Annotated in this window: 16 protein-coding genes and 1 tRNA gene; 13 read left to right on the forward strand and 4 right to left on the reverse strand. The window is 59.9% G+C overall.

Annotated features, from left to right (window positions below; genetic code table 11):
• Positions 1 to 48 precede the first annotated feature (48 nt).
• Together fusA and J3B00_RS11335 are read right to left on the reverse strand one after the other, a co-directional pair.
• Entirely contained in the window at positions 49 to 2,157 is a 2,109-nt protein-coding gene (gene fusA / locus J3B00_RS11330; protein ID WP_209867595.1) for an elongation factor G, read from the reverse strand.
• A gap of 100 nt (positions 2,158 to 2,257) precedes the next feature.
• Positions 2,258 to 2,686, reverse strand: a complete 429-nt coding sequence (locus tag J3B00_RS11335; protein ID WP_209867596.1) for a hypothetical protein — start codon at positions 2,684 to 2,686, stop codon at positions 2,258 to 2,260.
• Between the two features lie 248 nt (positions 2,687 to 2,934).
• Here J3B00_RS11335 and J3B00_RS11340 point away from each other — a divergent pair, with 248 nt between their 5' ends.
• On the forward strand, positions 2,935 to 3,285 hold the full coding sequence (locus J3B00_RS11340) for a hypothetical protein (RefSeq protein ID WP_281076055.1): 351 nt from the start codon (positions 2,935 to 2,937) through the stop codon (positions 3,283 to 3,285).
• A 3-nt stretch (positions 3,286 to 3,288) separates the two neighbouring features.
• Here J3B00_RS11340 and J3B00_RS11345 read toward each other — a convergent pair whose 3' ends face one another.
• Together J3B00_RS11345 and J3B00_RS11350 are read right to left on the reverse strand one after the other, a co-directional pair.
• Entirely contained in the window at positions 3,289 to 4,539 is a 1,251-nt protein-coding gene (locus J3B00_RS11345) for an aspartate aminotransferase family protein (protein WP_209867598.1), read from the reverse strand.
• A 114-nt stretch (positions 4,540 to 4,653) separates the two neighbouring features.
• Complete coding sequence (locus tag J3B00_RS11350; protein WP_209867599.1) at positions 4,654 to 5,550, reverse strand: LysR substrate-binding domain-containing protein; 897 nt, start codon at positions 5,548 to 5,550, stop codon at positions 4,654 to 4,656.
• Between the two features lie 256 nt (positions 5,551 to 5,806).
• Between J3B00_RS11350 and J3B00_RS11355 the strand changes: the two genes are divergently transcribed.
• The 12 genes from J3B00_RS11355 to J3B00_RS11410 all read left to right on the forward strand — a co-directional run bounded on the left by J3B00_RS11355 (position 5,807) and on the right by J3B00_RS11410 (position 16,816).
• On the forward strand, positions 5,807 to 7,213 hold the full coding sequence (locus tag J3B00_RS11355) for an amino acid permease (RefSeq protein WP_209867600.1): 1,407 nt from the start codon (positions 5,807 to 5,809) through the stop codon (positions 7,211 to 7,213).
• Positions 7,214 to 7,329: 116 nt separating this feature from the next.
• Entirely contained in the window at positions 7,330 to 7,827 is a 498-nt protein-coding gene (locus J3B00_RS11360) for a PaaI family thioesterase (RefSeq protein WP_209867601.1), read from the forward strand.
• 16 nt (positions 7,828 to 7,843) lie between these two features.
• Positions 7,844 to 8,539 (forward strand): glutathione S-transferase N-terminal domain-containing protein, encoded by a 696-nt coding sequence (locus J3B00_RS11365; protein ID WP_209867602.1) that lies wholly within the window; start codon positions 7,844 to 7,846, stop codon positions 8,537 to 8,539.
• Between the two features lie 22 nt (positions 8,540 to 8,561).
• The gene (locus J3B00_RS11370; RefSeq protein WP_209867603.1) at positions 8,562 to 8,993 is read left to right on the forward strand and encodes a GNAT family N-acetyltransferase; all 432 of its coding nucleotides are present in this window, start codon (positions 8,562 to 8,564) and stop codon (positions 8,991 to 8,993) included.
• Between the two features lie 132 nt (positions 8,994 to 9,125).
• Positions 9,126 to 9,515 (forward strand): helix-turn-helix domain-containing protein, encoded by a 390-nt coding sequence (locus tag J3B00_RS11375; protein ID WP_209867604.1) that lies wholly within the window; start codon positions 9,126 to 9,128, stop codon positions 9,513 to 9,515.
• 63 nt (positions 9,516 to 9,578) lie between these two features.
• A complete protein-coding gene (gene uvrY / locus J3B00_RS11380; protein ID WP_209867605.1) occupies positions 9,579 to 10,217 on the forward strand; it encodes a UvrY/SirA/GacA family response regulator transcription factor in 639 nt (212 codons plus the stop codon).
• 8 nt (positions 10,218 to 10,225) lie between these two features.
• A complete protein-coding gene (gene uvrC / locus J3B00_RS11385) occupies positions 10,226 to 12,049 on the forward strand; it encodes an excinuclease ABC subunit UvrC (RefSeq protein WP_209867606.1) in 1,824 nt (607 codons plus the stop codon).
• Between the two features lie 33 nt (positions 12,050 to 12,082).
• Complete coding sequence (gene pgsA / locus J3B00_RS11390; protein WP_209867607.1) at positions 12,083 to 12,643, forward strand: CDP-diacylglycerol--glycerol-3-phosphate 3-phosphatidyltransferase; 561 nt, start codon at positions 12,083 to 12,085, stop codon at positions 12,641 to 12,643.
• A 64-nt stretch (positions 12,644 to 12,707) separates the two neighbouring features.
• A tRNA-Gly gene (locus J3B00_RS11395) sits at positions 12,708 to 12,783 on the forward strand.
• Positions 12,784 to 13,004: 221 nt separating this feature from the next.
• Positions 13,005 to 14,810 (forward strand): integrase arm-type DNA-binding domain-containing protein, encoded by a 1,806-nt coding sequence (locus J3B00_RS11400; RefSeq protein WP_209867608.1) that lies wholly within the window; start codon positions 13,005 to 13,007, stop codon positions 14,808 to 14,810.
• Positions 14,811 to 15,172: 362 nt separating this feature from the next.
• On the forward strand, positions 15,173 to 16,195 hold the full coding sequence (locus J3B00_RS11405; protein WP_209867609.1) for a hypothetical protein: 1,023 nt from the start codon (positions 15,173 to 15,175) through the stop codon (positions 16,193 to 16,195).
• Positions 16,196 to 16,204: 9 nt separating this feature from the next.
• A complete protein-coding gene (locus J3B00_RS11410) occupies positions 16,205 to 16,816 on the forward strand; it encodes an NADAR family protein (protein ID WP_209867610.1) in 612 nt (203 codons plus the stop codon).
• The last annotated feature ends 4 nt before the right edge of the window (positions 16,817 to 16,820 follow it).

Genomic DNA, 16,820 nt, shown 5'->3' on the forward strand with positions numbered 1-16,820 from the left:
GAAGCGGGCTTGCCCCGCGAAGAGGCCCGCACAGACCCAGCAGCGCTGTCAGCCCCCCTGTTTCTTCATGATCGCCTCGGCAATGTTCGCCGGGGCCTCGCCATACTTGGTGAATTCCATCGTATAGCTGGCCCGGCCCTGGGTCATCGAGCGCATCTGCGTCGAGTAGCCGAACATTTCACCTAGAGGCACCTCGGCCCTGATCACTTTGCCGGCCGGGGTCTCTTCACCTTCCTGGATCATCCCCCGGCGCCGGCTCAGGTCGCCAATGATGTCGCCCTGGTACTCCTCAGGCGTAACAACCTCAACCTTCATCACCGGCTCCAGCAGCACCGCACCGCCTTTGCTCGACAGCTGCTTGGTGGCCATCGAGGCAGCGATCTTGAAGGCCATCTCGTTGGAGTCGACGTCGTGGTACGAACCGTCGAATACCGCAGCCTTGAGGCCGATCAGCGGATAGCCGGCCAGCACGCCGTTGTGCATCTGCTCTTCAATGCCTTTCTGGATCGCCGGGATGTATTCCCGGGGAATGACCCCGCCAACCACCTCATTGACGAACTCCAGCCCCTCCTTGCCCTCTTCGCCAGGCGCGAAGCGGATCCAGCAATGGCCATATTGGCCGCGGCCACCGGACTGGCGGACGAACTTGCCTTCGATTTCACAGGTGTTGCGGATCTTCTCGCGGTAGGCGACTTGCGGCTTGCCAATATTGGCCTCGACACCGAACTCGCGGCGCATGCGGTCGACGATGATGTCCAGGTGCAGTTCGCCCATGCCGGAAATGATGGTCTGCGCGGTTTCCTCGTCGGTCTTGACCCGGAACGACGGGTCTTCCTGGGCCAGCTTGCCGAGGGCAATGCCCATTTTTTCCTGGTCGGCCTTGGTCTTCGGCTCGACGGCTACCGAGATTACCGGGTCGGGGAAGTCCATGCGTTCAAGGATGATCGGTTTGTTCAGGTCGCACAGGGTATCGCCGGTAGTCACGTCCTTCATGCCGATCAGCGCGGCGATGTCGCCGGCGCAGACGTTCTTGATCTCGGCGCGCTGGTTGGCGTGCATCTGCACCATGCGCCCGACCCGTTCCTTCTTGCCCTTCACCGAGTTGAGCACGGCGTCGCCGGAGCTGAGGATGCCCGAGTAGACGCGGGCAAAGGTCAGGGTGCCGACGAAGGGGTCGGTGGCAATCTTGAAGGCCAGCGCCGAGAACGGCTCGTTGTCGTCGGCGTGGCGTTCCAGGTGCTTCTCTTCATTGTCCGGGTCGGTGCCCTTGATTGCCGGGATTTCACTGGGGGCGGGCAGGTAGTCGATCACCGCGTCGAGCATCAGCGGCACGCCTTTGTTCTTGAACGAAGAGCCGAGTACCGTCGGCACGATTTCGTTGGCAATGGTGCGTTGGCGCAGGCCGGCCTTGATCTGTTCGTTGCTCAGCTCTTCGCCGTTGAGGTAGAGCTCCATGAATTCGTCGGTAGCCTCGGCGGCAGCCTCGATCATGTGCGCGCGCCATTCGTCGGCCAGCGCCTGCAGCTCTTCGGGGATGTCTTCTTCGCGGTAGCTGGCGCCGTGGTCGGCATCGTTCCAGTAGATGGCCTTCATTTTCACCAGGTCGATCTGGCCAATGAAGTTCTCCTCACTACCGATTGCCAGCTGGATCGGCACCGGATGGTGCCCCAGGCGCTGGTCGATCTGCTTGACCACGCGCAGGAAGTCGGCGCCTTGGCGGTCCATCTTGTTGATATAGGCCAGGCGCGGCACATGGTACTTGTTGGCTTGGCGCCAGACCGTCTCGGACTGCGGCTCGACACCGTCAGCGCCGCTGAACACCACCACTGCGCCATCGAGCACGCGCAACGAACGCTCCACCTCGATGGTGAAGTCGACGTGGCCGGGGGTGTCGATGATGTTGAAGCGAAACTTGTCGCCGAACTGCTTGGTCGAGCCCTGCCAGAACGCGGTGGTGGCGGCCGAGGTGATGGTGATGCCGCGCTCCTGTTCCTGGGCCATCCAGTCCATGGTCGCGGCGCCGTCATGCACCTCGCCCATCTTGTGGTTGACCCCGGTGTAGAACAGGATGCGTTCGGTGGTGGTGGTCTTGCCGGCATCGACGTGGGCGACGATGCCGATATTGCGGTACAGCTCGATGGGCGTTGTGCGGGCCATGGTCAGTCACCTGTGGGTGAATGCGCGGGGAGGGGTACTCCCACGGTAGCAGACCGCTGGCGGCCTGCTTGCCCGATGGCCGGTGAAGCGAGGAGTGGTGTCAGTCGGCCTGGGCTTGCAGCTGCCACTGGCCGTCGATTTCCCGTGCGAGGCCGCTGGCCGGCACCAGGGCCAGCAGGCGCGGGTGCAGGTCGGCCTCGGTGAAACCCTTGACGGCGGTCAGGTCGAGCGCGCCGGCCAGGGGCATTTCAGTCTGCTTATACGACAGCCAGGCCTTCTTCAACATTTGCAGCACATCACTGCCCGCGGTGTTGGCAAAGCGGCGGTGAGTCTGGCGGCCTGCGAACTCGAACGTGTGGCGGTGGCTGTAGCTGCTTTCATCGCCTGCGCCCTCGACACAGCGGTGGCAGCGGCACGGGCCGTCGCCAAAGGCGTTGCGCAGGTAGCTGTTGAAGTCCACGACGGGCTTGAGGGTCAGGCGTTTGTCGACCTCGAACAGGTCGGCGATCAGGGGTTCTTCGGCGCTCACTCGGTGTCCTCGTGTGGTGTGGCGTGCATCGCCGGGCACCCTAACAGATTGGGGCTTTTCAGGCCATGTGGTCTGTCTGGGAAAAGCGCTTGGCAGTGCCGACGTCTTCGCGGGGCAAGCCCGCTCCTACAGGACTGCGACGCACTACAGACCCTGTAGGAGCGGGCTTGCCCCGCGAAGACGTCGGCACTGCCAAGGCAAAATCCAGCTGTCCGGCACTCGCGCGCAATCGCCGCCTGCCGTACCCTATGCGCCCCGGCGCCCGACGCGCCGATCCTTACTCGCAAAAGGCAACCCGATTGAGCATCTATAAGTATATCGCCACCGTCACCGTCAGCACCGAAGACCGCGGGGGCGACATTGAGGCATCGGAGAACGTCAATATCCGCGTGGGCCTTGAGGCAGTGACCGAGACCTTGAAGAAGGTGCACTTCGTCGGCGCGCTCGCAGCACCGGAAAAGCCTGCCACGCACATCTGCGTGACCCTCGAGAACGGCCTGACCTACTACGGCCCGATCGTCAACGGCCACGCCGAACTCGAAGGCGGCTGGATCGCCTTCGAATCCGACATGCTTACTCCGGAAGAGCTCGGCCTGTAAGACTCAGCCCAGCTCTGCCAGGCACTGCTCGAGGATATCCAGGCCTTCTTCGAGTACCTCTGCTTCGATGGTCAGCGGTGCCAGCAGGCGAATGATGTGCCTGGCCTTGCCGCTGGGCATCAGCAGCAGGCCCTTGGCCCGCGCCGAGGCCAGCACCTGGGTCAGGTGCGCCGGCGCCGGGCTGCCGTCGGCATTGATCAACTCGATTCCGCGCATCGCGCCGACGCCGGTCAGACGGCCCAGTGCAGTGCTCACGCCTGAGGCCTGCCAGCGCTGGTAGCGGCTGACGATGGCCTGCTCGTGGCGTTCGCCCCAGGTTGCCAGGTTCTCGTCGGTCATCTGCGCCAAGCTGGCCAGTGCCGCCGCGCAGGCAATCGGGTTGCCCGAGTAGGTGCCGCCCAAACCGCCCTTGGGCAGTGCGGCCATCAAGTCCTGGCGGCCGACCAGCGCCCCCAGCGGCATGCCCCCGGCGATACTCTTGGCCAGCAACAGCAGGTCGGGCTCGATGCCCAGGCGAGGGAAAGCGAAGCGCTGACCGGTGCGGCCAAAGCCCGACTGGATCTCGTCGATGATGATCAGGATCCCGTGCTCGTCACAGAAGCGCCGCAGCGCTTGGGCGAAGGCCGGATCGAGGGCGAGGAAGCCGCCTTCGCCCTGGACCGGTTCGAGAATGAATGCCGCTACGTCTTCCACCGCCAGCTCGACGCTGAACAGGCGCTCCAGGGCCTTGAGGCCTTCTGCGCAGGTGACGCCGGTGTCGGCGCTGGGGTAGGGCAGGTGGTAGACCGGCCCGGGCAGGTCTCCGACGCGCTGCTTGTAGGGCGCGACCTTGCCGTTGAGGTTGAGTGTGGCCAGGGTGCGGCCGTGGAAGGCACCGTCGAAAGCGATGATGGCGCGCTTGCCTGTGGCACCACGGGCCACTTTCAGGGCGTTTTCCGCGGCTTCCGCGCCGCTGTTGGTGAGCATGCCGGCCAGCGGGTAGCTGACCGGTACAAACCCTTGCAGTTGCTCCATCAACTGCAGGTACGGGCCATGCGGCGCGGCGTTGAACGCGTAGTGGGTGAGGCGACTGGCCTGGGCCTGGATCGCCTCGACCACGGCCGGGTTGCAATGGCCCAGATTGAGCACGCCAATACCCCCGACAAAGTCGATGTAGCGTTTGCCGTCGGTGTCCCAGACTTGCGCGTTGCGCCCATGGGAAAGTGTGATTGGGTGAACTACGGCAATGGACTGACTGATACTTTCCTGATTCATGAGCACGCGAGACCTTGTTCGATTTAGCTAATATCCAAGCGTGTCGGGGTGTTATTCCGCAAACGAATTATTCGATTGCGTTCATTCCATAGATTCAGGAAGTCAGGGCTGAACTCAATCCCCTTCCGCCACCCGCTCGCGAATCCACTGCACAAAGGCCCTGATCTTCGGCACCTCCGCCGCATGCTCGGCATGGGCAATGAAATGCCGGCCATTGCTCGCCACCGGATGGTCCCAGGCGACCACCAGCTTGCCCTCGGCCAACTCCTCGGCCACCAGGTAGCGCGGGATCAAGGCGATGCCGCAGCCGGCGATGGCCGCGCGAATGCACAGGTAGAACGTATCGAAGCGCGGCCCGTGGTAGCTGTTCTCGCTGTGCAGTCCGAGGCCCAGAAACCATTCGTGCCAAGCCTCGGGGCGTGACGCGCACTGCAGCAGACGGTGCTCGGTCAGCGCTTCGGCGCTGTCGAAGCGGGAGCGCGCCAGCAGCTCTGCTGCGCACACAGGTACCACCTCCTCGCTGAACAGTTCGATGCACGTTGCCCCCGGCCAGGTGCCTTGGCCAAAGAAAAAAGCGATGTCCGCCTTCGCCTGAACCAGGTCGAACGGCTCCAGCTCGTTGCGGATATCCAAGTGGATCCGCGGGTAGCGGTCGCCAAAGCCCTTGAGTCTGGGCACCAGCCAGCGTGCGCCGAAAGTCGGCTGGGTAGCGATGCGCAGCACCTCGGTCTCGTCGCCGTAACTGAGGATGTAGCGGCTGGAAATGTCGATCTGGGTGAGGATCTTGTTCACTTCGGTTAGGTACAGGGCACCGGCAGGCGTGAGGTGCAGGCGCCGGCGGATGCGCTGGAACAGCGGGTGCGAGAGCATGTCCTCGAGTTGCGCCACCTGTTTGCTGACCGCGCTCTGGGTCAGGTGCAGTTCCTGCGCCGCACGGGTGAAGCTGAGGTGCCGGGCGGCCGCCTCGAAGCATTGCAAGGCGGTGGTGGAAGGCATCAGGCGTTTGGACATGTGCGTCTATTACCCAGCGAAAAAGGAAGAAGTTCATTCCGAAGAGGAATCATGTGCGTCGAAAAGGTCGTTTGTTGGTAACGCCCTATAGATTAATACTGACCTGGATCAACGATTACAACCGGTGATGGAAACAGGAGGCAAAGTCCTTTCGACGTAGTCCTTACAACAAAAAAAACGAGCTCTACCGACTTACAAGAATTCTGCTCCAAGTTCAGCCGTCCCCCGCGGCGGCCGACCCACTCGAGGGTTTTCCATGGCTTCGCTACAAAACAAGAAACAGCGCTCCCTGCAACACGGCCTGACGTCCCGTCAGGTGTCGATGATCTCCATTGCCGGCATCATCGGCGCCGGGCTGTTCATTGGCTCCTCCAACGCCATCGCCACGGCCGGCCCGGCGATCCTCATCTCCTACGCCATGACCGGTCTGCTGGTCCTGCTGGTGATGCGCATGCTCGGCGAAATGGCCATCGCCAACCCCAACAGCGGTTCATTCTCCACCTATGCTTCCGAGGCCATTGGGCCCTGGGCGGGCTTTACCATCGGCTGGCTGTACTGGTGGTTCTGGGTGCTGATCATCCCGGTCGAGGCCATTGCTGGCGCAGACATCCTGCATGCCTACTTCCCCGACATCCCCTCGTGGCTGTTTGCCTTCCTGATCATGATCGTGCTGTCGTGCACCAACCTGATCAGCGTGAAGAACTTCGGTGAGTTCGAGTACTGGTTTGCCCTGATCAAGGTGATCGCAATTGTCGCCTTCATCGGCATCAGCAGCATGGCCGTGTTCGGCGTCTGGCCATTGGCCAAGACCTCCGGCGTCAGCCAGTTGTGGGCCAACGGCGGGTTCATGCCGAACGGCTTTGGCACAGTGCTGGGCGGGGTGCTGATCACCATCTTCTCGTTCTTCGGCGCCGAGATCGTCACCATCGCTGCAGACGAAACCGCCAACCCGAAAGACAAGATCCGCCGCGCTACCAACCTGGTGGTGTACCGCATCGGCATCTTCTACCTGGCGTCGATCTTCCTGGTGGTGTCGCTGGTGGCCTGGAACGACCCTGGCCTGAAAGCCGTCGGATCGTTCCAGCGGGTGCTGGAAGTACTCAACGTGCCAGGTGCCAAGCTGGTGGTCGACCTGGTGGTGCTGGTGGCCGTGACCAGTTGCATGAACTCCGGGCTGTACACCGCTTCGCGGATGCTCTACTCGCTCGGTTCGCGGGGTGAGGCGCCGAAGATGATCAAGCGGGTTTCCGGCAATGGCGTACCTACCGTCGCCGTACTGCTGTCGACCCTGGCAGGTTTTGCGGGTTGCTTGGTCAACTACGTGTTCCCCGGCAAGGTGTTTGGCTTCCTGCTGTCGACCACTGGCGCCATCGCCTTGCTGGTGTACCTGGTGATCGCCGTCTCGCAGTTGCGCATGCGTGCTCGGGCTGACCGCGACGGTAGCGTGCTGGAACTGAAAATGTGGCTGTTCCCTTGGCTGACCTGGCTGGTGATCGGCACCATCATCATGGTTCTTGGCTACATGCTGTTCAGTGACGCCTACCGCTACGAGACATTGATGACGGCGGGCGTGACGTTGTTCATCCTGCTGGTTTCGCTGACCCGTCGACGCGGCGGGCAGGGCAGGGTGAATGCCGTGGTGGCGGACGGCAAAGGCGTCTGACCTTGTAGCTGGATCAAAGAGAAGCCCGTGACCTGTTCACGGGCTTTTTCATTGGCGCGCCGTACGCCTGGCGTTACCCTACGTACTCTTCCAAAACCGACAGTTCCAGGAAGCCCATGAACGACCACGCCCCCTCCCTGCAATCACTGGCCGCCCCTGATGGCACCTGTTACGGCTGCGGCTGCGCACACCCCACTGGCTTGCACATCGACAGTTACTGGGATGCCGACGGCAGTCATGTCATCTGCCGGCACAGCCCGGACAGCGGCTTCATCGGTTGGCCCGGCTTGGTCTACGGTGGGTTGCTGGCGATGCTGGTCGACTGTCATTCGAACTGGACGGCGATGGCCTGGCACTACCGCAACGAAGGCCGCGAGCCGGATAGCCTGCCGCGGATTCATTGCGTGACTGGCCAGCTCAACCTGAGCTACCTCAAGCCGACGCCCATGGGCGTGGAGCTGCTGCTCAAGGCCCGCGTCGACGGCGAGGTCGGGCGCAAGACGCGGGTGGTCTGTGAGGTCTGGGCCGGCGACGTTCTGACCGTCACGGCAGACTGCATCTTCGTGCGCGTGGACACCGAAAAACTCAAACTCCAGGCCCATGCCCAGGGCTGATTCGCAGAGAATACCGATGACTGATCTGAGTGCGTTTCCCGTTACCCGCAAATGGCCCGCGCAACATCCGCAACGTCTGCAGTTGTACTCCCTGCCGACGCCAAACGGGGTGAAAGTGTCGATCATGCTCGAAGAAATTGGCCTGCCCTATGAGGCGCACAAGGTCAGTTTTGAGAGCGAAGACCAGCTCAGCCCCGCGTTCATCTCGCTGAGCGCCAACAACAAGATCCCGGCCATCCTCGACCCGAACGGGCCGGGCGGGCAGCCGCTGGCGTTGTTCGAGTCCGGCGCTATCCTGCAGTACCTTGCGGAAAAGTCCGGGCAGTTGCTCAGCCAGGATCCGGCCAGTCGTTATCAGACCTTGCAATGGCTGATGTTCCAGATGGGCGGCATTGGGCCGATGTTCGGTCAGGTTGGCTTCTTCCACTTCTTTGCCGGCAAGGACATCGAGGACAAACGGCCGCGCGACCGCTACGTGAATGAATCGCGACGGCTGCTCGGGGTGCTTGATCGACACCTGGTCGGGCGCGAATGGATGGGCGATGAGTACAGCATTGCCGATATCGCCATTTTCCCCTGGGTGCGCAACCTGGTGGATCGCTACAACGCACGGGAGCTGGTCAGGTTCGAAGAGTTCGAACAGGTTCAGCGGGTCCTGGCGACCTTCCTTGAGCGGCCGGCGGTGCAGCGCGGGCTGACAATCCCCGGTTGATGACCTGCGCGCCTGGTGCTTTATGCCCCTTGAACTGATCCCTGCCAGCGATGCCCACTGCGCCTTTGCCCGCGACCTGACCCGGCGCGCCATGCTGCCGTACTACCGCGAATTCGACCTGCTGTGGATCGAGCAGGCGTTCGACGAGGCCTGGCACTGGCGCGAGCAATGGCTGATCGTCGAGGACCAGACAACGCTGGGTTTCTGCAGCCTCAGCCAGGACCGCCAGGCGCTGTTCATTCGCGAACTGCACCTGCTGCCAGAGCACCGTGGGCGCGGCGTGGGCAGTTGGGTTCTGGAAACCCTGGCCGGCTGGGCTGTCCAGCGCAAGCTGCCGTTGCTCCGGCTGATGGTGTTCAACAACAACCCGGCGCGGCAGCTGTACCTGCGTCACGGTTTTGTCGAGATGGGCGAGGACGAATGCTTCGTGCGCATGCAGCGCGCGCTCGACTGATGGGTCACTTTCAGGCCGTGTAGACTTGCGCGGCATGGATCCAATCGGCATAGTCCCAGATGGATTCACGGCTATTCACATGGGTGCGGGATGCACCGGTTTTTATTCAAAGGGATAAGGAAGCGTAAATAGATGAAAGGATTCGGAGCGCGGCTGAGGGAAGAGCGCGAACGTCTGGGGCTGACCCAGCGAGTGTTCGGCGATATCGGCGGCGTCGAGCCCAACGCCCAGGGCAAGTACGAGAGCGGTGAGCGCACGCCGCGGGTCGATTACCTGGCGGCCGTGGCAGCCAAGGGGGTTGATGCCCTGTATGTGCTCAGCGGGCAGCGCACACCGGCACCGCTGGACAGCTTGACCTGCGATGAAGACCGTCTACTGGGCGCTTTTCGCGCTTTGCCGGCAAACGACCAGGCAGCGCTCTGGCACCTGGTGGGCCGCCTGCGCAGCGAGGCGTGCGCGCAGGAAAACGCACGGATGCGCCAACTCGAACGGCACGGGTATTTCCAGGACGCTTTGCGCTAGGATCCGCGTGACATTTTTTGTTAAGGTGGCGGGATCCAATCGCCCCATTTACGAGGTGTCTGCTTGATTAGGGTCTTAGTGGTCGATGACCACGATCTGGTGCGTACCGGTATCACCCGCATGCTGGCCGATATCGACGGCCTGCAAGTGGTGGGTGAGGCAGATTCCGGCGAAACGGCCCTCAAGCTCGCACGTGAGTTGAAACCTGATGTGGTCCTGATGGACGTCAAGATGCCTGGCATCGGCGGCCTCGAAGCGACCCGCAAGCTTCTGCGCAGTCATCCGGACACTAAAGTGGTGGCAGTCACCGTGTGTGAGGAAGACCCGTTCCCCACGCGGTTGCTGCAAGCCGGCGCCGCCGGTTACCTGACCAAAGGCGCGGCGCTCGACGAAATGGTCCAGGCGATCCGCCTGGCCTTCGCCGGCCAGCGCTATATCAGCCCGCAGATCGCCCAGCAGCTGGCGCTGAAGTCGTTCCAGCCGCAAGGCTCGCCGTTCGACGCGCTGTCGGAGCGCGAAATCCAGATTGCCCTGATGATCGTCGGCTGCCAGAAAGTGCAGATCATCTCTGACAAGTTGTGTCTGTCGCCCAAGACCGTCAATACTTACCGTTATCGGATCTTTGAAAAACTCTCGGTTACCAGCGACGTCGAACTGACCTTGCTGGCCGTTCGCCACGCTATGGTCGACGCAAGTCTATAAAGCCGCTCATGTCCCAAGTATTTGATGCCAGCGCGTTCCTGGCGACCTGCAGTGGTCGCCCGGGCGTTTACCGTATGTTCGACGCCGAGGCGCGGCTGCTCTACGTGGGCAAGGCCAAGAACCTCAAGAAGCGTCTGGCCAGCTATTTCCGCAAATCCGGGCTGGCGCCCAAGACCGCCGCTCTGGTCGGGCGCATCGCCCAGGTGGAAACCACCATCACCGCCAACGAGACCGAGGCGCTGCTGCTCGAGCAGAACCTCATCAAGCAATGGCGCCCGCCCTACAACATCCTGTTGCGCGACGATAAGTCCTACCCGTATGTGTTCTTGTCCGACGGTCAATTCCCACGACTGGGCATTCACCGCGGGGCGAAGAAGGCCAAGGGCCGCTACTTCGGCCCATACCCCAGCGCCGGTGCCATCCGTGAAAGCCTGAGCCTGCTGCAGAAGGGATTCTCCGTGCGCCAGTGCGAAGACAGTTATTACGCCAACCGCACCCGGCCGTGCCTGCAGTACCAGATCAAGCGCTGCAAGGCCCCCTGTGTAGGCCTGGTGACGCCTGAGGAATACGCCGAAGATGTCCGCCACTCGGTGATGTTCCTCGAAGGCCGCAGCCAGCAACTGGGCAATGAGCTCAACGCCGAGATGGAGCACGCTGCGATGGCCCTCAACTTCGAGAAGGCCGCCGAACTGCGGGATCAGATCGCCCTGTTGCGTCGCGTTCAGGACCAGCAATACATGGAAGGCGGCTCCGGCGACGTCGATGTCGTTGCCTCGTTCATCAACCCGGGTGGCGCTTGCGTGCACCTGATCAGCGTGCGTGGCGGCCGGGTGCTGGGCAGCAAGAACTTCTTCCCCCAGGTCGGCATTGAAGAAGACGTCAGTGAAGTGATGTCCGCCTTCCTCTCCCAGTACTACCTGGGCAACGCCGAGCGCGAACTGCCCGGCGAACTGATCGTCAACGTCGTCCATGAAGACTTCGAAGCCATCAGCGCGGCGATTCAGACCCTGCGCGGCCGTGAAATTGCCATCACCCACCGCGTGCGCGGCACCCGCGCCCGCTGGCAGCAGCTGGCGGTGACCAACGCCGAGCAGGCTCTCAATGCTCGCCTGGCTAACCGCCAGCACATGGCCTCACGCTTTGAAGCGCTCGCTCAAGTGCTCGGCCTCGACGAAGTTCCGCAGCGCCTCGAGTGTTACGACATCAGCCATTCCAGCGGCGAAGCCACCGTTGCCAGTTGCGTGGTGTTTGGCCCCGAAGGCCCGCTCAAGTCCGACTACCGCCGCTTCAATATCGAAGGCGTCACCGCCGGTGATGACTACGCGGCCATGCACCAGGCATTGATGCGCCGCTACGGGCGCATCAAGGACGGCGAGGGCAAACTGCCCGACGTGCTCCTGGTCGATGGCGGCAAGGGCCAGTTGAACATGGCCCGCGACGTCATGCAGGAACTGGGCATGACCGACCTGACCCTGCTCGGCGTGGCCAAGGGCGTGACCCGCAAGGCCGGCTTCGAGACGCTGTACCTCAATGATGTCGCCCACGAATTCACCCTCAAAGGCGACTCGCCGGCCCTGCACCTGATCCAGCAGATCCGCGACGAAGCTCACCGCTTTGCCATTACCGGCCACCGCGCCCGCCGCGGCAAGGCGCGCCGTACGTCGAGCCTGGAAGACGTCGCCGGGGTAGGGCCCAAGCGTCGCCGCGACCTGCTGAAACACTTCGGCGGCCTGCAAGAGCTCAACCGCGCCAGTATCGACGAGATCGCCAAAGCACCCGGTATCAGTAAAAAGCTTGCCGAGTCGATTTATGCCAGCCTGCATAGCGAGTAGAATGCCTGGCTCAACTCGCAGCCAGTCGTACCGATGAATATTCCAAATCTGCTCACCGTTCTACGCGTCCTGCTCATCCCGATCTTCATCATGCTGTTCTATGTGCCCTATCACTGGAGCTACATGGCCGCCAGCACGGTGTTCGCGATCGCCGCCGCCACTGACTGGCTGGACGGCTACCTGGCCCGCAAGCTGGAGCAGAGTACGCCGTTCGGCGCTTTCCTCGACCCTGTGGCCGACAAGCTGATGGTGGCCGTTGCACTGGTGTTGCTGGTGCAGGTGCATGCCAACTTCTGGCTGACCTTGCCTGCCGCGGTGATCATCGGCCGCGAGATCGTCGTTTCGGCCCTGCGTGAGTGGATGGCCGAGCTGGGGGCGAGGGCGCATGTTGCCGTGTCCAACCTGGGCAAATGGAAAACCGCCGCACAGATGCTGGCGCTGGTGATCCTGCTGGCCAACCCGCCGGTGTTCGGCTTCTGGGTGGTGACCGGTTACGCCCTGCTGCTGGTGGCCGCTGCACTGACCCTGATTTCCATGGTGCACTACCTGATCGCTGCCTGGCCGCACCTGCGCGAAGGCTCCGAGCAGAAATAAAAGTTTTTTTGAATCAAGGGGTTGACGTCGTTTGCCAGATCGCTAGAATAGCGACCATCACGACGCGGGAATAGCTCAGTTGGTAGAGCACGACCTTGCCAAGGTCGGGGTCGCGAGTTCGAGTCTCGTTTCCCGCTCCAGTTATAGATCTACAGAGTTCCATGGAAGTCTGTAAGTCGTTGAAAAAAGGGCCGAAAGGCTCTTTTTTCGTTCCAGCGGAAACCACCGAAAACCGGCAGTATCCGGACATTTTAAGTCCAGGATTGAGTCCAGAATTGGAAATGCCCCAATTCGCTTTTCCGGTAGAGCTAGGTGGAGCACGAGACGAGCATTTGGCCTCTGACAGGTTCAGGAGGTCACCATGGCACTCTCGGAGATGGCGATTCGGCACGCCCGAGTCACCGGTAAGGACTACACGCTCGCGGACAGCGATGGCTTGTTCCTCAATGTCACGGCGCAGGGCGGTAAGATCTGGCATTTCCGCTACTACTGGGCCGGCCGGCAGAAGCGCATGTCGTTTGGCAGCTACCCACAGGTCGGCCTGCGCGACGCACGTACGCGTCGCGATGAAGCGCGGGCACTCATTAGTCAGGGCACTAATCCGTGCGAGCAGCGCAAGCAGCAACGCCAGGCTGTCCGCCTCTCCAGCGACCATTCCTTTGAGACAGTGTTTAATCAGTGGATCGCTTTTCGTCGGCTGAGCCTCAACGAGGGGCGACAGAGCACGCTGTCCCAGATCCTGCGCATTTTCGGCAAAGACATTCTTCCTTACCTCGGTGATCGCTCCGTCTACGATATCGGCCGTCATGTGCTCATGGAGGTGCTGGATCGCATCGAGTCTCGTGGTGCGTTCACCACCGCAGAAAAGTGCCGGACCTGGCTCAATCAATTGTTTCGCTATGCGCTTGTGCGCGTGGCTGGGCTCGAGCATAACCCCGCTTCAGATCTGGATGTGGTGGCTATGCCCAAGCCACCGGTAGAGCACAACCCCTTCCTGCGCATGGACGAGTTGCCACAGCTTCTGAGCAGGCTGCGCGGCTATCATGGTGGACAGCAGACCCTGTTGGGAATCTGGCTTCTGCTGCTTACCGGAGTGCGCACCGGTGAGCTGCGTTTGGCTACGCCGGATCAATTCGACCTGGAGCGCCGGCTCTGGGTCATTCCGCCTGAGGTGGTCAAGCAACTGCAGCTCAAGATGCGTAAAAGCCGCAGCCAGGCCTCTAAGGTGCCGCCCTACATCGTGCCGCTATCAGTCCAGGCGGCGGAGGTGGTGAGGCTGCTGCTCGATCGTGTGGTACCTGCGCAGCGGCATTTGCTTGCCCATCGGAGTGACTTGAGCAAGCGGATCAGCGAGAACACGTTGAACAGTGCGCTGCGACGCATGGGGTTCGCTGATCGACTCACCGGGCACGGTATGCGTGCCACTATCTCCACTGCGCTCAATGAAATCGGGTATCCGAAAGTATGGATTGATGCTCAGCTGTCGCATGCTGATCCCGATAAGGTCAGTGCCTCGTATAACCATGCTGAGTATGTCGAGCAGCGCCGGGCCATGATGCAAGATTGGGCGAATCGGTTGGACCTCTGGGCGCAAGGACATGCTCAGGCAGCTGGTGCACCGTTGACGATAAGGTTGGAGGGGACGGCATCGTCTCCAATACGGATTGTGGACCCTACACGGAGTGTTGCGCCATCGCACGGTGTCCTCGCCCAGCCTGAATCGAATGGAGCACGGTATGTCGGAAGGGCGAGCAAGCAGCGGGATGTGGAGTCGCATGCGCGGATCGGTAGTCCAGAGATTTCCGAAATCCAAAAAGAGCGCGAGGGGATGCTTGCCGTTTACGAAGCACCAACCAATCTTCCTCTACCGGTTTTTGCCCGGTTAGCGGGCAAGTCAAGAGATCAGGTCAATCGTGATATCAAGGCGCGTAGGCTGCTCTCCCTTAGCCTGGGTAACAGGGGGCAGAGAATTCCCGACTGGCAGTTAGATCCTTTAAAGCACAAGCTAGTCCTCGCAGTTCTCACCAACTCTCCCGATCTAGAAAATTGGCAAATTTATCGCTTATTAAGCACGCCGCACAGGCGGTACCAGGGCAGGGCACCACTCGACACGGTTACATCTGAAAACTTCGACAGTGTCCTGGGCGCCCTGTTGGCAGAAAGCTAGGGCTCGCAGACTCAGTGGAGAGTTTCTGAACACAGCATGTTACGGCGGCGCCACTTGGCCCCCCGAAACTATGTTCAGCTGCTACTGGGTGCGTGTCTGGGCGGCCAGTGTGCATTTGGCGATGCCAGGCTGGATTGTGGTTTCACCGGGGGACGCCGAGTCGGGACCAGTCAAGCTGAAACCAGATATGGAGGCTACATCGTGATTGCTGAAGCGCTACGAGAGTTTTTCAGCGCAGGCTGCCCGTCGAGCATGCTTTTTCTGTAGATCCTGGATGGTGATGGCTTCCAAAATCTTGCGCATGATGGCAATCTGGCTCAACTTTGATTGGTCGGCCACGGAAGTGAATAAAAGGAATTATTATGACAGAGCGAGAATTGATAGCACAGCTTTTGACTATCATCGGCGATTATAGGAAAGGAGCAATTCCTAATTTTGATGAGTCGCATATTCAGAAGTGGATTAGACAGTTTGATCCTGAGGTGCGAGATTCGATACTTTCTGAGTTGATCTATACGTTTGGAAAAACATATAGCTCGAAAGAGAAAGTGTACGATACCTTCAAAAGCTTATTTGAGCTTGAGGGGTTGCATAATGGCGATCCTGCAGGTTTCTGGGGTTCTGTGTCTTTTTTGGATATTCAGAAGGGTGGTAATAGTCAGCACGAGTTTGTAAAGCTTGTTGCGGGGATCTATAACAAGCTGACGGGAAATAGCCTTGCAATCAATGATAATAGCGCTAAGGCTTTTTTCTATATTGATGATGGGCTGTTTTCTGGTAGCCGAGCAACTCAGGATGTTCTCGCGTGGTTAGAATGTGATGCCCCTCGAGATGCGACTCTGTATATGGCAATTATAAATGTGTATGCGCTCGGGCAGTGGATGCTTGGTGAAAATATCAAATCTGCTCTGGCTGCGAAAAATATTCAGATTTCTTGGGTGACAAGTGTAATTGCGGAAGATCGTAAGAAGTATATGTTTAATTCTGATGTCTTGCGTCCGACTTCAATCCCGACTGACTTAAAGGTCCTGGATTACGTGGGGAAAATGAAATACGCACCCGTGTTGCGAGTGGCCGGCGGCAATGCCAAAAATAGCTACTTCTCCTCAGAAATTGGTCGGAATCTCCTGGAGCAGCAATTTCTTGTTAAAGGGGCGCACATTAGAACTATTTGTCCGAATCTTAAAATCCCTCATCGCCCACTAGGATTCAGTAGCCTTGAAACGCTAGGATTCGGCTCATTGAACGTCACTTATCGCAATTGCCCGAACAACGCCCCTTTGGCTCTGTGGGCCGGCGATCCATGGTATCCTCTGTTCCCGAGATCGACTAACGCCGATGCAGCCCGGGAACGTGCTTTAGAAGACGTATTGGCGGCATTGTAGGAGAGGGTGATGGGGAAAATTGCGATCCGCACGTATGAAAGAAGCTCTAGTATTGTTTTTTTGAAAACGCAAGAGCAATACGGCGGTCTGTCCAATATGGCAGCTGGATACCCTATATGCGTAAATGAGGTAAGAGTGTTAACTTCAGAGGCGCTATATCAAGCCTGCCGTTTTCCTCATCGACCTGAAATTCAAGATATGATTTTTTCTCAAACCAGTCCTATGACTGCGAAGATGAAAAGTAAGCCGTACCGCAGTGAGTCTAGATCTGATTGGCTACGTGTTCGCGTTAGGATAATGAGATGGTGCCTCATGGCGAAGCTGCTCAACAATTGGTCAGCATTTTCTGCGCTTCTTCTTGAAACTAATGATTTTCCGATAGTTGAGGAATCTCGCAAAGATAGATTCTGGGGGGCAACTTCAAGTACTGATGGCACATTAACTGGAGCCAATGTATTAGGGCGGCTCTTGATGGAGTTGCGGGGTTGTGTTAGGAGTGGCACGGTGCCTGACGTGCTGGAGCCTCTCCAGATAGAGGACTTTCTTATAAAAGGGGTTCCTGTTGGTCAGCTGAGTCGGCAAGACGCTATTGATATAAAGCCAAGTGGTTTCTTGTTGTAATTAA

This window comes from Pseudomonas sp. BP8, assembly GCF_017875955.1.
Taxonomy (GTDB): Bacteria; Pseudomonadota; Gammaproteobacteria; order Pseudomonadales; family Pseudomonadaceae; genus Aquipseudomonas.

Coding starts and splice junctions, on each gene's coding strand:
- fusA (WP_209867595.1), bottom strand. CDS start 2,157: ATGGCCCGCACAACGCCCATCGAGCTGTACCGCAATATCGGCATCGTC.
- J3B00_RS11340 (WP_281076055.1), top strand. CDS start 2,935: ATGCGCCCCGGCGCCCGACGCGCCGATCCTTACTCGCAAAAGGCAACC.
- J3B00_RS11345 (WP_209867598.1), bottom strand. CDS start 4,539: ATGAATCAGGAAAGTATCAGTCAGTCCATTGCCGTAGTTCACCCAATC.
- J3B00_RS11350 (WP_209867599.1), bottom strand. CDS start 5,550: ATGTCCAAACGCCTGATGCCTTCCACCACCGCCTTGCAATGCTTCGAG.
- J3B00_RS11355 (WP_209867600.1), top strand. CDS start 5,807: ATGGCTTCGCTACAAAACAAGAAACAGCGCTCCCTGCAACACGGCCTG.
- J3B00_RS11360 (WP_209867601.1), top strand. CDS start 7,330: ATGAACGACCACGCCCCCTCCCTGCAATCACTGGCCGCCCCTGATGGC.
- J3B00_RS11365 (WP_209867602.1), top strand. CDS start 7,844: ATGACTGATCTGAGTGCGTTTCCCGTTACCCGCAAATGGCCCGCGCAA.
- J3B00_RS11370 (WP_209867603.1), top strand. CDS start 8,562: ATGCCCCTTGAACTGATCCCTGCCAGCGATGCCCACTGCGCCTTTGCC.
- J3B00_RS11375 (WP_209867604.1), top strand. CDS start 9,126: ATGAAAGGATTCGGAGCGCGGCTGAGGGAAGAGCGCGAACGTCTGGGG.
- uvrC (WP_209867606.1), top strand. CDS start 10,226: ATGTCCCAAGTATTTGATGCCAGCGCGTTCCTGGCGACCTGCAGTGGT.
- pgsA (WP_209867607.1), top strand. CDS start 12,083: ATGAATATTCCAAATCTGCTCACCGTTCTACGCGTCCTGCTCATCCCG.
- J3B00_RS11400 (WP_209867608.1), top strand. CDS start 13,005: ATGGCACTCTCGGAGATGGCGATTCGGCACGCCCGAGTCACCGGTAAG.
- J3B00_RS11405 (WP_209867609.1), top strand. CDS start 15,173: ATGACAGAGCGAGAATTGATAGCACAGCTTTTGACTATCATCGGCGAT.
- J3B00_RS11410 (WP_209867610.1), top strand. CDS start 16,205: ATGGGGAAAATTGCGATCCGCACGTATGAAAGAAGCTCTAGTATTGTT.